Genomic DNA, 15,878 nt, shown 5'->3' with positions numbered 1-15,878 from the left:
TAGCAGAAGGACAGTATGAATAAAACAAAAGTATTGCCAATTCTATTGTTGGCAACGCCCTCGCTTGCGCTCGCAAATAATTTGCAGGATGAGTGGGTCGAGAGCGATGAAAAGAGTGCATGGTCAGGTTATGTGAGTGCCGACTATTCACGTAATGGTTATGAAGACAGTGCTTACTTAGCTAATCGTTCAGCTTCAGCAACGGGTGTTCTGCGCTATGCCGTTACTGAAAAGTCTCGATTGCAACTCGTGGTATCTGGATATCACCAACAAGATGGTGATGTTTATGGTACTCGCGGCCAGTTCTGGAATGACACCTCGCTGTCGTGGGCTCGAAACGGATTGTTTAATCCGACAGAAGGGTCCTCGGTAAGTGGTGAAATTAGGGCAATATTCCCAACTTCGGAGTCTTCTAAAAGAAACGACCTGCAGTTTGGAACACGCGTGAAACTTCGTTGGAGTGCGGCATTTGATGAGTGGTTAGAAGGTCTAACGCTGAGCAATACGGTACTGCTAAGAAAGAACTTTCATGAATATAAAACCGCTGGCGGGCATCAACTGATTGAGTACCGATTGAGCAACCAATTTTCCGTGGATTATGCATTTGCAGACGACTTTTATTTCAATATTTTCTTAATGCCAAGGCAGTCCTGGAATTATCACGGTAACTCACTGGATCCAACCATTTTACATGGAGAAGAAATTGGCTACCAAATGACAGAGAGTATTTCGATGTCAGTTGGTATGACAAACAGTGTGGGTTATTACAACCCAGATAAAGGGCAAAACCCGCTTAACGATCTCATCGATTTAAAAAAGATGACCTATTACGCAGTGGTTAATTATCAGTTTTAGCGAGAAAGTTAATTAATAAAAAGACATCGTTATATAACAAACGATATAACTATAAATACAGGGATATTATGTTTAGAAAAGCAATAATTGCAGCAAGCATCGCAGCTGTACTCAGTGGGTGTGGGGCCGAGGATCGTGCCTATGACACAGTTGAAAGGTCCGCAAAAGAGATGACCGTACAATCTCTAGATACCGAATCATTGTGGATGTACATGCCTTCGACAGGTGAAGCTCCCCGTTATGCATTAACGCAACGTGGTTTCTTCCAAGGCGACCCAAAATTAGTCAAACTACGTTTTGACGAAACCAATGGTATTTATGTTGAAGCGCTAGATAGCGATAAAGTGAATTCTCTGGATCCTAGTCGTTGGGACAATGAAATTAACCGTAAACCGGTACTGAAAATTCCGGGTGAATTCAGGCAGTATCGTTGTGCTGAAAATGGTTACGGCGAATGTACCAACAAAGAAGAGATCAACCAAGATGAGAATGTCGACTGGACAGCAGCGACACACTTTGTTCCTAAATATGAAAATATGGAGTCGCTAGCAGAAGACGCGCTTACTACTTGGTACACGGCGAGCAATGTAACAGAGAGTGCCGACGCTCGTGTTATCTCATACGAATACAACCCTGAAGAAGGTGTGATTAATGTTGAGTTAGAGCGGACGTTTATAGCTGATCCCGATGATCAGTATGAGTTTGGCGGCTTAGAACAGTTGTCATTCAAGACCCGCTTTTTCTACTCTTTAGTCAAATTAGATAAGCTAGCGAGCTCAAACTACGAACCAGTCTATTATCAGGGCCAAGACAGTGCATACTACGGCTTTTTTAATGACAGCAAAGCGGTGAAAACTCACACAGGCGAAAGTGATGTTCAAGGCTCGCGCTTCGCTTACATCAATCGTTTTAACCCGAATCTGGAGTCGATAGATTATTACCTGAGCGATAGCTATTTTAAGGAGGGTAATGAAGTTTATCGTCAACTGACTATCGATACGATGAAAGAGGTCAACGCGTCACTTGAAGGTACTGGCGTGCCGCCAATCAAGATTGTGAATACCGATGAAAAAGCGGGTATTCAATCTGGTGACTTACGTTACAACGTTTTCAATCTGATTGATGAGCCAGTAGATAATGGCTTGTTGGGTTATGGCCCATCGGCAACGAACCCGCTAACGGGCGAGATTATTCATGCTCATGTGAACCAGTACTTAGGCGTTATTCGTACTACCACTCGTCGTTATTGGGATGACTTGGCGATGCGCTATAACCGTCAAGAGATCGCTAAGTATGTACCAAAAGAAGACAGTTCAACAGATACTGGCGAAGTTGATGGTGACGCAGCACCTGTGATTGCTACGCGCACTGACGTAGATGTGTTTAACGACATGATCGCGGCTGACCGAGGCCCAGACCAATTCGTTCCACAAATTACCGAAGGTGAAATGGAATTTGTGGGTCAGGGCAAGTTCATTAACGAGCTACCGAAGGCTGATCTAAGCCATCAATTCGATGTAACCAATCAAGATGCCGCGTTGAAAGCATTTTATAAGCGCCAAGATATGCTAAAGCGTTTCTCCGAGCAGAACGTCTACAGTGAAGACGCGATGTGGCTAAGTACCAATGCAAAAGGGTTGATCGCTGGTATCGATTACGCTGATGGTGGTTATTTTGCTGATGCTGAACAAAACACCATGAAAAAATGGAATGAGTTGAGCTTAGAGCAGCAGAAATTCGCTAGTGAAGCGATCTCTGAGCATATGTTTAAGTCGACTTTGATTCATGAGCTAGGTCATAACCTAGGTTTACGCCATAACTTCATGGGCTCTGTCGATAAGACGCATTTTTACACGACCGAAGAGTTAGGTAAAAACAAACTTGGCCACCAAGGAAAACCTGCTGCATACAGCTCGATTATGGACTACGGTGCATCAATTTTTGATGAGTTGTTGGTCTTTGGTAAGTACGACAAGGCAGCACTTAAATTTGCTTACGCTCGTGAGATCGAAACTAACGAATTTGTTGGTGATTCAGTGCGTGATAAAACGGGTGCTCAGGTTCGCAAGACATACTCATTGGCAGAGTATGACCGTAAGATGACCGAGGATTACAATGCATATCCTACCGGTGTTATTGCTCACTTACGTGCTAACGCAGGTACTGAAGGTATCCCTGAGTTAGCGAGCTACCGTTTCTGTACTGATGAACACACGACGACAAGTTTAACGTGTGATCGTTTTGACGAAGGTACATCGCTGACCGAGATTACAGAGTTCCGTATTCAGCGTTATTACGACAGTTACGAAACGGCGAACCGTCGAAATGGTCGTGATTGGTTCTCTCAGTACCATCAGTACGAATACTTCTGGCAGCGTATGTATGAATTCCAGAAAATTCGAGACATCATAGAAAATGTCGGCGAAATTGATTTTGTTTTCGCACGTTACATTGGTGCAGACACGACCAATAACAAAGGTAGTGTGTTTGAAGAGATTGCAGGGAACAACTGCGTAGATTTAAGCGGTAATGTCGTACCTCTAGACAATATGTCGGCAGGTTTACGTCCTATTTGTGACACGTACAATGCAGCAAATCTAGCCGCTGACTTCTTCTTAGATGTACTAACAGCACCGGACAAAGTGTGTGAGTTGGAAGAGCTAAGTGGTGTTGAGGGTGTGCCGAATCGTTATCGCTTTGCAAAACTGTCTGATCTTTGGCTAACGTACCAAACAGGTATGTCACTGAATCGTGATGTTCCAACGAGCTGTTTCGATGAGGAACTTGTTCAGCTACTGAAGAACCAAGCTAACGAGATCGTGATGCGCTCTGAGACGCGTGATGGTCATATTTGGTCAAGTCTGAAAGCTAATAACCCGTACCAAACTGCGTCTAACTCAGTTGATCTGCTGGGTGTGTGGCCAGATAAATTACTTGCTGCGCAAATGTTGGTTCGTCGCGACTCTCCATATATTGCAACAGAAAACTCGAGTTTAGCGCTGATTGATCTGTCAGATAAGATCCGCACGTTATACACGCACCTATCTGATCTAGCGGGTCGACCTGGAGCACGTCAAGCGATCTTCGTTGACGGTAATGGTGACTACGTTGAAACTGTACTTCGTTACCAACCGAGCCTAACTCAAACGATTGAAGCGGTGCCTTCATACTTATGGCCAATGAAACGCTACTTCGTATTGGGTGGTCAAGATGCCTTTGAATACTGGACTGAAGGCGCGACACAAGACACTGTGGTTCCTTATTTTGGTACGCTGTTAGCGAATTTATCTAAGTATAACCGTGCTAATGAATATGGCCTTGGTGACTCTGTTGGTGGTCTAAGTGATTCAATCGCGATTAATCTAGCGAACAGTTCAACCGCTGACCCTGATGGCATTAATTTTACTTGGAAAGGGGTGAACTATTCGCTGAACTCACGTAACACGTTAGGGAATGCTGTTGCGTCACGTGCTTTGTACCAAGAAGAGCAAAAAGCCCGTGTTGAGAAGCTAAACGGCTTGCCATATCGAGTTCGAAATGCACTATCTGTATTCAAAAACACACGTGACCGTAATGAAGCTCATATTATTGCGATAGGCGACAAGGACGCATTGATTGAGCTTCGAGACACGCCGATTGGCTTTGCTAGTTTCAGAATGTACAACGATATGTTCGAGGAGTATGAAGAAGATGGCAACAAGTGTCTGCGTTTTAAAGTGGATGGTGAGTCTAATGAAGATCACATGAAGCGTAAGTGTAACTCTAAAGATCGTCTAGAAACGGTTCAAAACAGCGCGATTGGCAAGTTTGAAGATGATGAGTTAGACAAGATGTTTGATGTAGCGCAGGTCTTTGGTGATCAAATTGCTGATAACAACACAAACTCTCTCAATGCATCTCACAAAGAAGTGTACGGCTACGACCCAGAAGAATTAAGACTTTGGAGTTCGAACGAGTATGTGACATATCGCCGTGCTTTCGAACAGTTTCCTCGTTACACAAAGTAACTAGGAAGCAATAAACTAAGTCGTTAATTGGAGCCGGTTATTCTTTCTAGTATAACCGGCTTTTTTATTCATCAAATTAATGCGTTACATTGAATTTTTAGCTGCATTATCTGTTATTTATATGTTATATAGATATATCTATCATTTTTATGAAACCAAATTAATTTTAGAAAATCACAGCTATGTAAGACGAATGTGCTGAATTCAAACTCAAGGAAGCGGTTCACAAGGGTAGCAAGAAACACGGTAAGAAGGATTTATGACCAACCCTAAATTAGTGATCGTGGAAGACGATCCAGTCCTAAGAGAAATGCTGCAAGAGTATTTCGAGAGCCAATCATTTGATGTGGTCACCATATCTGATGGGGCTACTGCCTGCGAGCAAATTTTAACTATCCAACCTGACATTGTACTCTTGGATTTAATGTTGCCAGAGGTTGATGGACTGACGATTTGTCGCGAAATACGAAGCCAATTCAATGGCAAAATTCTGATCTTAACGGCCAGTGACGACGATTTTGACCATGTAGCGGCGTTAGAAACGGGTGCAGATGACTTTATTAGCAAGCCTGTGCGACAGCGTGTCTTGTTGGCAAGGGTGCGTATGCTGCTTCGTCGCACTCAAGATCTACAGCCAAATACCACGGGTAATGGTAATGAGCTGAACTTTGGCAAGCTTTCCCTCAACAAAGCGACCAAATCATGTGTTCATGCTGGCCAAGACATTCCTATTGCCGAGAGTGAATTTGAGCTGCTGTGGTTATTGGCCTCTTCGCCGGAGCAGGTCTTATCGCGCAACTATCTGACTCAGGAGATTCGAGGGATTGAATACGATGGTGTCGATCGCTTTATCGATAATAAAATCGTGATTCTTCGCAAGAAACTTAACGACATCACTATGCCACCTAAAAAGATCATCACAGTACGTGGTAAAGGCTATCTATTTGTTCCTGAACGCTGGTAAAGGCGACTTTTCTTAATGAGAAGAATCTATTTCGAATACTTGGTGGGGCTGACGCTAATCTTCCTCATCAGTATCTATTCGTATGCTTTTGTCGTCTATAAGTTAGGCACCGACTATGAATACATCCTACGTGATCATCAAGCAGAAGCGTACCAAGAGCTGATTAGCACGATTGCGACCGAAAAGGGAGTCATAGAAACCGAAACCATTTTGGCAAACTATGCAGATAAAACGCGTCAGAACCTGCGTATCGTCGAGTTTGAAGCTGCCCCTAAAATGGTTCAGAAAGCGTTTAGTAACCCCGATGTAAACGTGTATTACCATGAAGAAGATTTCCTTTGGATGCGGTTACCTGGTAGCCAAAGGGTGTACGAGTTATCGGACAATAAAGAGTCTTTCTTAAGGAAACAGATAAAGACGGAAAACCGATTTATTTGGGTATTTGCTATCACTGGCTTTGCATTGAGTGGTCTGTTTCTCGTTTGGCGAATCAAGCGCCGCTTAAAAAATTTAGAGTTGGTTACCGTTGCGTTTTCTAACGGTGAATTGATGCAGCGCGCTTCCGAGAAAAATAGCATTAAGCTCGGTACGCTTAACCGCAGTTTTAATGTGATGGCAGATAAGATTCGCGATCTAATCAACAGTAATAAATCTCTGACTAATGCCGTTGCCCATGAGCTGAGAACACCGATATTTCGTATTCAGTGGCAAGCGGAGCTATTGAGTGACTTAGACCCTACTGATAAGCAGTCGAAGGCAATCGCGCGCATTCTTGCTGATACCGAAGAGATGGAAGACATGGTCGATGAGCTGCTTTACTACTCGCGATTGGAGCGTGGAGGCTCTGAACTACAGTTACAACCTGTCGATATGAATAACTGGCTGGATGAGCGATGCGCGATATGGGAAAAAGAGACTACGCTAGATTTAGTCAAAGTCCCTCTTAAAGAATCCGTTTCATTGCACGTTGATCTCAAGCTGTTTAATCGTGCTGTAGACAATATCGTCCGTAACGCATTCAAGTTCGCTGATTCGAAGATTGTTATCGAACTCTGGTACAACGATGGGGAAGTGGTAGTTGAAGTGCATGATGATGGCAAAGGTGTCGAGTCTGAGCACTGGCCGTTTTTGTTTGATCCTTTCTACAGCGCTAACGCTGCAAGGAACAAAGGTAAGACAGGGCACGGACTTGGCCTCGCCATAGTAAAACAGGTGTGTGAACGTCATCAGGCTCATGTCACTGTGGGAGAGAGTTACCTTGATGGTGCTTGCTTTGCGCTCTCTTTCCCTCGCGTTGATGGGTAAATAGAAGATGGTTATTTTGTTGGTTTGCCATTACACTGCGCTGCATACGATAAAGAACATGTGTTAGGTAAGTTCATCATGGACCAAGAATACTACGAAGACGCTGATTACGATGAAGTGGATCAGTATGGCGAAGAAGGCGAAGAGATTGAGATTGAAGCGATTGGCGTTGATGTGTCATCACAACCTATCGAGCTATATAAAGTCTTTAAGATCGCTAACCTAGTTGGCGGCGGCGGTGAGGCGAAGCACGTGATCTCAGAAGGCTATGTCGCTGTAAATGGTGAGCTGGAAACTCGTAAGCGCCGCAAGATGTACGATGGTGATTTCTTCGAGTTTAACCAAGAGTACTACGTGGTTTGTTGTGACCAGCCTGTTCAAGAAGTGGTTGAGAAACCAAAGAAAAAAGAAGAGCCTAAGCAACAGAATAAGTCTAAACGTTCTTCTAAGCAGAAAAATAAGAGTGCTAATCAAAGCCAAAATTTGAGTGCTTCTGCTGAACCTCGCAAGCAGAAGAACAAGTCTGCTAATAAGCCTAAAGCTCAAAACGAGAAGCCAAAGCCGCAACGTGATGAGAAGAGTGGTCGTAACTCGATCGACTTCTTCTAATTAAGTTTTGGGTAAAGCTACCTAAGTTAGATCCTCCCTTTTTCAGATGTGAGGCTTGAAATCATCGCCTCACGTCTGATATCCAATATCTCATCAATCAGCTTCTGTTTAGCATTCAAGCCAAAGTGGTTGGAATAGTTGTTGATCTGATTCACTTCCGAAGCCTGTAACTTATAAACCTGTTTTTTTAGGCGAGTTTTCGCTTCACTTTTGATCATTCCGCGTTGTTGAAGTAGTGTGATGATTTTATGGTCCAAAGGGTGCTTTGCCTGTGACATATCTTTTTCTATCAGAAGGTTAGTTAAATTTCGCTGGGTAATCTACAGGCGTAAGGTGACAGATATGTGAAGCTGTAGCTGCGTTTTTTGACAAGTTTTAGAGTAGAAAAGAGCAGCTTAAAGCGGACTGTTTTGGGACAGCCCGCTTTATGCTGAACGGTTAACAATGCGTTGGTAGGGTGCGTTTGATATTCAGGTTAGCGAATCACAAATTGAGAAATTAACTCGCTTTGGCGGCTTGATAAGGCGTTGAGAGATTCACTGTTGCGCGCTGACTCATTCACTTCCTCGGCAATACTGACGGCCTTTTTTGATACATAGGCGATATTGCTCATCACTTCTTGTGCCACCGTGCTTTGCTTAATCGATTCTTCGGCAATATGACGACTCATGTCGTTAATACTTGATAGCTTCTTAACCATAGAATCCAGTGATTGATTGCTTAGATTAGTTTGATTAACGGAGGCGGCGGCTTTTTCTAGGTTATTTTCAACCAGAGTGACTGCGCGTTCAGCTTGGGATTGTAGATTGCTAATCATGCCATCAATGTCATTGGCAGAGCTTTGAGTTCGGGTTGCGAGCGAGCGAACTTCATCGGCGACCACTGCAAAGCCGCGTCCTTGTTCACCTGCTCGAGCTGCTTCAATCGCGGCATTGAGTGCCAATAGATTGGTTTGCTCTGATATCGATTGAATGACAGTCAAGATATCACCAATTTGACGAGATTCATTAGAGAGCTGGTGGATAACGTTTGTCGCTTCGACTAACGAGCTTTGCAGTTGATTAACGAAGGTTAGATTTTGCTGCATACTATCCATGTTGCTGTGTGCCAACACAGTGATCTTATCGACTTCGTCACTGGTCTCTTTTGCTGAGCTAGAAACGCTATCGATGGCGAGCTTCATCTCTGTAACAGATTGACGAATCGTGTCGGTCTGTTTTTGTTGCTTGGCAACGTCAATATTGGTCTTGTTGCTCAAAATATGGCTTTCGTTAGCCACATCGCTCAATGTGTCTGCAGATTGTTGAACTTGCGTGATGACGTCACTTAATTGAGTTGCTAACGCATTGATATTCATAGCGATGGCACCTAACTCAGATTGAAATCCTGTTTCAATACGATAGGTAAGGTCGCCAGATGTGAGCTTGTCGAGTGCCTCTACAATTTTTCGAAGTGGGCGCTTAATTGAGAATACAATCGTTGATGAAATCGCGAGTGCAATAAGGGTAGAAATCACCGCAAGTGAGGCGTTAAGAACAAGTGCACGGTTTGAATCTTGCTGTGCTTCATCTGCGGTTTTGCTTACCAATATTCCTATGTCATTTCCCATAAGTTCAAAGCTGCTTATGGCACTGTCCATGTCGACAGCCAACTGGCGTAGAAGTCGGTCGCTGGTGGCGGTCAGCTTGATGTATGTCAGGTGCTGCTGAAGCACTCCTTGTGGTTGTTCAATCGCCCGAATAAGTTGGTTTAAATAAAAACTGATGCTCTCTTTACTTTCTGGCATCGAGATCGGAACTCGCTTTGCTTTATCTTTAAACCTTTCAATATGAGCAATGAGCTCTTTCTTTACAGCCTCTGCGTCTTCAACATCTTCCATGGCGTAGATCTTCTGTAGATAACGGTCGGCACCTGTTCCTTGTGCGACTAGGTAGTTGAGGTTGCGGTTATTGGTGCGTTGTCGGTTAGCTTTCGCTACAGCTGCGAGGTCGCTGATGTCCTGCTCGAAGAATTTCCATTTCTCATCAAATTGATTGAGTTCTTGAGACGTCTTATGACGCGCACTCATGCGATGGTTCTTCGTTTTTATCTGTTGCTCGGCATTGATGAAAATACGCTGAGCAATGGTGTCTAATTCCGCGATATGCGTTTGCAGTGCAGGGAAATGATTGAAGTCGTTAAACAGCTCTTGATAGTTGTTTAAATAGCGTTGCTTTTCTTCATGAAATTCTTGTTCAAGCTTATTTCGATTGGCAACCGAATCTGTATTGGCGTGAACGAGAACGGCTCGGTTGAGATTTTGTAAGTTTTGACCCAATAAATTCGAACCTGCGAGCAGGTTAGTCATCTTTACCGATGTTAGCTCTAATTGTTGTGCCATTTTACTTTGATTGAAATAGGCAAAAACACTGATGGCGACCACGAACGTAATAACGATACCAAAGCCAATGATGATTCGTTGAATAATGGATAGGTGCATTGAGACCTCAACAGTTATTTCCATTTAACTTGTGTTTGAAGTTAGAGCGAATATAACCAGACGTATGGTTATTACTTACTCTCTTTTGATTTCAGGAGGTTAGTTGATATATATGAAACTTTAATGAATGGGTAGGGTTGAACTAAATATTTCTATTCTAGCTATGTTTTGATGTTCGAGCTTTTGCTTCTTTTGATGTAAAAAGGCGTACTATTTTGATTAGCGTTAATTGGACGCGTACAGTCATGAAAATTCTTATTGTGAGACTAGAACCTGATTGGCAATATTTTTTGTTCAATTTTCTTAGATATCAATTACTTATGGTTTTGTGTTTTTGAAGGGTATTTTCCTGTGTGAATATAAGACATGGATTATAGATGTGTAACTTATGATTAATTATTGTGCAATAAAATCGTCACACGCCTCTGTTTGAATTGTTGGAGTTCAAAACATAAATCGAACTGATTATTCAGCATCTTAATGATTACAGGTGTTTAACTCCATTAATTCATTTATCAACTTGGAGGTTGATGTGAAAATTAAAGCGCTTATTGCTACAACAACAGTTGCTCTAACTATGGCTACAGGTGGCGTTGCTAATGCTGCTTCACGCGACTACATTAGTATTGTTGGTTCATCAACTGTATTTCCATTCGCGACTGTTGTTGCAGAGCGATTTGGCCGTACATCTTCTTTTTCCGTTCCTAAAATTGAATCAACAGGTTCAGGCGGCGGCTTAAAACTATTTTGTGCGGGTATCGGTGAAAATACACCAGATATCACAAATGCTTCTCGTAAAATTAAAGCTTCGGAAGTTGAATTGTGTGCCAAAAATGGTGTTAAAGATATCGTTGAAATTAAAATTGGCTTTGACGGTATCGTTCTAGCAAATTCAAAAAAAGCTGAGCAATTTGAATTGTCTCTGCAAGACGTTTACAAGGGCGTGGCGAAGATGGTGCCGGACGCAAATGGTAATCTTGTAGAAAACCCATACAAAACCTGGAAAGAAGTGAACCCAACACTTCCAAACATCAAGATTGAAGTGCTTGGTCCTCCACCAACATCAGGCACACGTGATGCTTTTGCAGAGCTTGCTCTAGAGGGCGGTTGTAAAACTTTCCCACAAATTAAAGCGCTTAAAAAGACAGACAAAAAGAAATACAAAGCGGTATGCCACTCAGTGCGTGAAGATGGTGCTTACATTGAAGCGGGCGAGAACGACAACCTAATCGTTCAGAAATTGGCTTCTAACCCGAATGCACTGGGCGTATTTGGTTACTCTTTCCTAGAAGAGAACGCTGACAAGGTTCAACCTTCAATCGTAAATGGCGTAGAGCCAACATTTGATGCGATTGGCTCTGGTGAATACCCAGTCTCTCGTTCACTGTACTTCTACGTGAAAGAAGCTCACAAAGATACAATCCCAGGTCTAAAAGAGTACGTTGCGGCATTTACTTCTGAACAAGCTATTGGTGATGAAGGCTATCTAGCTGACCGCGGTCTCATTCCTCTATCTGCAAGAGATTGGAAATTGGTTCGCGCAGCAGGCACAGAGCTAACACCAAACCTATAATTCTTGTCGAATTCACGGGGTGCCTAGCCAATAGGTTACCCCGTTTTCATTTTCAGAGGCCCTATGAATTCTTTGCTTGTGATCTTGTTGTTTGGTATCCCAATGTTCGCTTATGTGGCGACCAGAAGTCGTTCTAAGCAACTGGCTCATTCCAACGGTGGATTAAGATACCTTCACTCTAGACCCTCTTACTACGCAACATTGGCAGCCATGCTATCAGCCATCCCTGCGTTGATCATTTTTGCAGTTTGGAGCGTCTTTTATCCCTCTATCGTTGAGTCGATGGTGATGTCCAACCTACCAAGCAGTGTTCTTGCTGGAGGGACTGAACCATCGCTACTGTTTAGCCAGATAAAGCACGTGGCAGACGGGATTACGGATACCGACAAAAGTTGGCTAATCGAAGCCTCTCGTTACTACATCTATATAACGGAGTCGGGCAATAATCTTCGGTTTGCTACATTGATCGCTATTTCATTTGCTGGCTTAGCCGTGGGCTTGAAGTTAGTACGACCAAAAGTCAAAGCGCGTGTTTATGTCGAAAACATCCTGCAGGTGTTTTTAATTATCTGCTCGGTCATCGCTATTTTGACCACGCTGGGGATTGTACTTTCAGTACTCTTCGAGGCGATTCGTTTTTTCAATATTGTACCCGTGACGGATTTTATTTTCGGCTTAGAGTGGTCGCCACAAGTCGCTTTGCGTGAAGACCAGCAAGGTGCGAGTGGCGCGTTTGGTTTTATCCCGCTGTTTGTTGGCACGTTGATGATTTCTGCTATTGCAATGTGTATTGCAGCGCCAGTCGGATTGATGAGCGCAATTTATCTTGCAGAGTACGCCTCACCAAAAGTACGAAACGTAGTTAAGCCAGTTCTTGAGGTACTCGCGGGTATTCCAACGGTTGTTTATGGCTTCTTCGCTGCGTTGGTTGTCGCACCAATGATTCGTGATACTGCACACGCTGTCGGCCTGACTTCAGCATCGTCTGAGAGCGCATTAGCTGCAGGCTTAATCATGGGCATTATGATCATTCCATTTGTCTCTTCTTTGTCTGACGACGTAATCACCGCTGTACCTCAATCCTTACGTGACGGCTCTTTAAGTTTAGGCGCGACCGAGTCTGAAACCATTAAAAATGTGGTACTCCCAGCAGCACTTCCGGGCATTGTGGGTGGTTTGTTATTGGCTGTTTCGCGCGCGATTGGTGAAACCATGATCGTCGTGATGGCTGCAGGTTTGTCTGCCAACCTCACTGCCAACCCACTTGAGTCGGTGACCACGATTACCGTCCAAATTGTCACGTTACTAGTAGGTGACCAAGAGTTCGATAGCCCGAAAACACTGGCGGCATTTGCATTGGGACTGTCTCTGTTTGTGGTAACGCTTGTGCTGAACTTTGTCGCACTACGCATCGTTAAGAAATATCGAGAGCAATATGACTAGTGTTTTAAATCAAATATCAAAAACTAAGAAAGCCAAGGTAAAGGCGAGCTTAGCAAAACGGAAATCCAAAGAAGGGCGCTTTCGTTGGTACGGAATTGTATCTATCAGTTCTGCAATCTTGTTCCTCGTAATATTGATTGCGTCGATTACCTCTCAGGGATACACCGCTTTTTATACCACAGAGATAAAACTGCAGGTCAGTTTAGACCATGACACGCTAGGGCTCATCAATGAATCGCCCGATAAAACGGAGCTGTTTAGCGCTAACTATATGAAAGCTCTGCGCAATGCGATTAGAGAAGAGATTGAAGTCAATGGTCGAAAAGAGCGCAAAGCGTTGTACTCCTTCATTTCAAGAGGTGCGGAATACGATCTTCGTGACTTGGTGGTTGAAAATCCTTCACTAGTAGGCAGCGAAATCACCTACTGGGCATTAGCGGGTGACTTGTTTAATCAATACAACAAGGGGAATGTTGATTCATCGATTCCAGAAGATTCCCGTAAGTTTAAAGACAATCAAATCGCTTGGTTTGAGCAACTTAATGACCAAGGCAGAGTGAGAACGGTGTTTAACGAAAACTTCTTCAGTAACGGGGATAGCCGTGATGCCGAATTGGCCGGTATCTGGGGTGCTATGGTTGGGTCGTTTTACACCTTGCTTGTCTGTTTCTGTATCAGTTTTCCTATTGGGGTAGCGGCAGCGACTTACTTAGAAGAGTTCGCACCTAAGAACAAGATCACCGATATGATCGAGATTAACATCAACAACCTTGCAGCAGTGCCATCGATCGTATTCGGTTTGCTTGGTTTGGCGATTTTCTTAAATGTTGCGGAACTGCCTCGATCAGCGCCGATAGTCGGGGGCTTAGTATTGTCACTTATGACACTGCCTACCATCATCATCTCTAGCCGTGCAGCCATAAAAGCCGTGCCGCCGTCGATCAAGGATGCGGCGCTTGGAGTAGGGGCGTCTAAGATGCAATCGGTGACACACCACGTTTTGCCTTTGGCGATGCCGGGGATGTTGACGGGCACGATCATAGGCATGGCACAGGCGCTTGGTGAGACAGCACCTCTGATTATGATTGGTATGGTGGCCTTCATTGTTGATGTTCCACACGGACCATTCGATGCCGCGAGTGCCTTGCCTGTTCAAATCTATTTGTGGGCTGAAAACCCAGAGAAAGGTTTTGCGGAGAACACCTCTGGCGCAATCATGGTTTTACTTTTCTTCTTAGCTTTTATGAATTCATGCGCGGTACTACTGCGTAAACGTTTAGAACGCCGTTGGTAGGAGTGCTTCTCAAATGACTGAAAATATTCAAACTTTATCTGGCCAACTGCAAGTTGAAGTCCAAGCAGCAAATTCGGTTCATCATCGTATCGATGAATCGAGAGAGACGGTAGGTCTACCATTCATCGACCAAGCGCGTATGTCAGCGCGCAATGTGGATGTCTTTTACGATCATGGTCAAAAGCAAGCGATCAAAAATGTCAGCTTAGACATCGGTGAGCGTGAAGTCTTATCTATGATTGGTCCGTCTGGGTGTGGTAAATCCACCTTTCTTCGGTGCCTAAATCGCATGAATGATACGGTTGATGGTTGTGTGATTAATGGCAGCATTACCTTAGACAATCAAGATATCTATGGCAAAGAGCAAGAGATCGTAGAGTTGCGCTCTCAAGTAGGCATGGTTTTCCAAAGACCCAATCCATTCCCTAAATCTATCTACGACAACATCGTCTACGGCCCTCGTTTACACGGTTTGGTCGAGAAGAAATCGGACATGGACTTAGTGGTAGAGGAGTCGCTAACCAAAGCGGGTTTATGGGATGAGGTCAAAGACCGGCTAGATCAGCCAGCAACGGGGCTCTCTGGTGGTCAGCAGCAGCGTTTGTGTATTGCGCGTACAATTGCGATTAGCCCAGAAGTCATTTTGATGGATGAGCCTTGTTCAGCGCTCGACCCAATTGCGACTGAAGTCATTGAAGCCTTGATACATGATCTCAAAAAACAGTTCAGCATTGTTATTGTCACGCACTCTATGCAGCAAGCATTGCGCGTGTCTGACCGAACTGCTTATTTTCATTTGGGTGATTTGATTGAAGTGAACGAGACCAAGGAAGTGTTTCATAATCCACAACACCGTTTGACTAGAGACTATATCAGTGGCCGCTTTGGGTAATACGATTGGACGCAGCGATAAACTGGATGGCAGAGTAAAACGCTCTGCCTTATCTGGTCGCACAACCGCACCTCTAAAACGCAAACGGATCTTTGTGTTAGGAGATACCAGCAATGACCTTGCACTGTTTGCAGCGCAGCAGCTCGATATCAAATGCTATGGGCACTTTGATATCGTCTGTTACTCCATCCCCACGTCTGCAGTTGGAGAGAGGGCTAGCTTGCAGACTTTTGGTAATCTTGAAAAGTTAGAGGGTGATTTTAGTGCTGGACACTACGATCTTTTAATCACGGTGAGCTTAAATGCAATTCAAAGGGTTTCACCGATGCCGACTTACGACAAACTACTGTTCTGGGATGTAGAGAAAACAGAGGATGAGTACGACGCGGTTATTGAAAACGTCAACTTCTTTATGTCGCGCTACATGTACGGATAAGTAAGTAATTTCTGTGACTTA

At 43.9% G+C, this 15,878-nt stretch carries 12 protein-coding genes; 10 read left to right on the top strand and 2 right to left on the bottom strand.

What is annotated here, in order from left to right; genetic code table 11:
• The first annotated feature begins 15 nt into the window (after nt 1-15).
• From OCV50_RS20440 to OCV50_RS20420, 5 genes are all read left to right on the top strand, one after another.
• Entirely contained in the window at nt 16-855 is an 840-nt protein-coding gene (locus tag OCV50_RS20440) for a hypothetical protein (RefSeq protein WP_261904459.1), read from the top strand.
• A 68-nt stretch (nt 856-923) separates the two neighbouring features.
• Nucleotides 924-4,862, top strand: a complete 3,939-nt coding sequence (locus OCV50_RS20435) for a zinc-dependent metalloprotease (protein WP_261904458.1) — start codon at nt 924-926, stop codon at nt 4,860-4,862.
• Nucleotides 4,863-5,121: 259 nt separating this feature from the next.
• A complete protein-coding gene (locus OCV50_RS20430; RefSeq protein ID WP_239840171.1) occupies nt 5,122-5,826 on the top strand; it encodes a response regulator transcription factor in 705 nt (234 codons plus the stop codon).
• A 15-nt stretch (nt 5,827-5,841) separates the two neighbouring features.
• Nucleotides 5,842-7,131: an ATP-binding protein gene (locus OCV50_RS20425; RefSeq protein WP_261904457.1), complete on the top strand. Its 1,290-nt coding sequence runs from the start codon at nt 5,842-5,844 to the stop codon at nt 7,129-7,131.
• 78 nt (nt 7,132-7,209) lie between these two features.
• Entirely contained in the window at nt 7,210-7,740 is a 531-nt protein-coding gene (locus OCV50_RS20420; RefSeq protein ID WP_239840169.1) for an RNA-binding S4 domain-containing protein, read from the top strand.
• A gap of 26 nt (nt 7,741-7,766) precedes the next feature.
• Here the strand turns inward: OCV50_RS20420 and OCV50_RS20415 are convergent, their stop codons facing one another.
• Both OCV50_RS20415 and OCV50_RS20410 read right to left on the bottom strand, forming a co-directional pair.
• Entirely contained in the window at nt 7,767-8,018 is a 252-nt protein-coding gene (locus OCV50_RS20415) for a hypothetical protein (protein WP_261904456.1), read from the bottom strand.
• A 197-nt stretch (nt 8,019-8,215) separates the two neighbouring features.
• Nucleotides 8,216-10,219 carry a methyl-accepting chemotaxis protein gene (locus OCV50_RS20410; protein WP_261904455.1) on the bottom strand — a complete coding sequence of 668 codons (2,004 nt, stop codon included), beginning with the start codon at nt 10,217-10,219 and terminating at the stop codon, nt 8,216-8,218.
• A 532-nt stretch (nt 10,220-10,751) separates the two neighbouring features.
• Between OCV50_RS20410 and OCV50_RS20405 the strand changes: the two genes are divergently transcribed.
• The 5 genes from OCV50_RS20405 (at nt 10,752) to OCV50_RS20385 (ending at nt 15,857) form a co-directional block, all read left to right on the top strand.
• Complete coding sequence (locus OCV50_RS20405) at nt 10,752-11,792, top strand: PstS family phosphate ABC transporter substrate-binding protein (protein ID WP_261904454.1); 1,041 nt, start codon at nt 10,752-10,754, stop codon at nt 11,790-11,792.
• Nucleotides 11,793-11,855: 63 nt separating this feature from the next.
• Entirely contained in the window at nt 11,856-13,235 is a 1,380-nt protein-coding gene (gene pstC, locus OCV50_RS20400) for a phosphate ABC transporter permease subunit PstC (RefSeq protein ID WP_239840165.1), read from the top strand.
• Complete coding sequence (gene pstA, locus OCV50_RS20395; protein WP_261904453.1) at nt 13,228-14,529, top strand: phosphate ABC transporter permease PstA; 1,302 nt, start codon at nt 13,228-13,230, stop codon at nt 14,527-14,529. Before pstC ends, pstA begins: the two co-directional genes overlap by 8 nt.
• A gap of 124 nt (nt 14,530-14,653) precedes the next feature.
• On the top strand, nt 14,654-15,421 hold the full coding sequence (gene pstB, locus OCV50_RS20390; RefSeq protein ID WP_390905177.1) for a phosphate ABC transporter ATP-binding protein PstB: 768 nt from the start codon (nt 14,654-14,656) through the stop codon (nt 15,419-15,421).
• Nucleotides 15,405-15,857, top strand: coding sequence for a hypothetical protein (locus OCV50_RS20385; protein WP_261904452.1), 453 nt, complete (start codon nt 15,405-15,407; stop codon nt 15,855-15,857). Before pstB ends, OCV50_RS20385 begins: the two co-directional genes overlap by 17 nt.
• Nucleotides 15,858-15,878: the final 21 nt, after the last annotated feature.

The sequence above is a fragment of the Vibrio fortis genome, from assembly GCF_024347475.1.
GTDB lineage: Bacteria > Pseudomonadota > Gammaproteobacteria > Enterobacterales > Vibrionaceae > Vibrio > Vibrio fortis.
Note: the sequence above shows the minus strand (reverse complement) of the source record. Positions and strands in the feature narration are given on the sequence as shown.

Coding starts and splice junctions, on each gene's coding strand:
- OCV50_RS20440 (WP_261904459.1), top strand. CDS start 16: ATGAATAAAACAAAAGTATTGCCAATTCTATTGTTGGCAACGCCCTCG.
- OCV50_RS20435 (WP_261904458.1), top strand. CDS start 924: ATGTTTAGAAAAGCAATAATTGCAGCAAGCATCGCAGCTGTACTCAGT.
- OCV50_RS20430 (WP_239840171.1), top strand. CDS start 5,122: ATGACCAACCCTAAATTAGTGATCGTGGAAGACGATCCAGTCCTAAGA.
- OCV50_RS20425 (WP_261904457.1), top strand. CDS start 5,842: ATGAGAAGAATCTATTTCGAATACTTGGTGGGGCTGACGCTAATCTTC.
- OCV50_RS20420 (WP_239840169.1), top strand. CDS start 7,210: ATGGACCAAGAATACTACGAAGACGCTGATTACGATGAAGTGGATCAG.
- OCV50_RS20415 (WP_261904456.1), bottom strand. CDS start 8,018: ATGTCACAGGCAAAGCACCCTTTGGACCATAAAATCATCACACTACTT.
- OCV50_RS20410 (WP_261904455.1), bottom strand. CDS start 10,219: ATGCACCTATCCATTATTCAACGAATCATCATTGGCTTTGGTATCGTT.
- pstC (WP_239840165.1), top strand. CDS start 11,856: ATGAATTCTTTGCTTGTGATCTTGTTGTTTGGTATCCCAATGTTCGCT.
- pstA (WP_261904453.1), top strand. CDS start 13,228: ATGACTAGTGTTTTAAATCAAATATCAAAAACTAAGAAAGCCAAGGTA.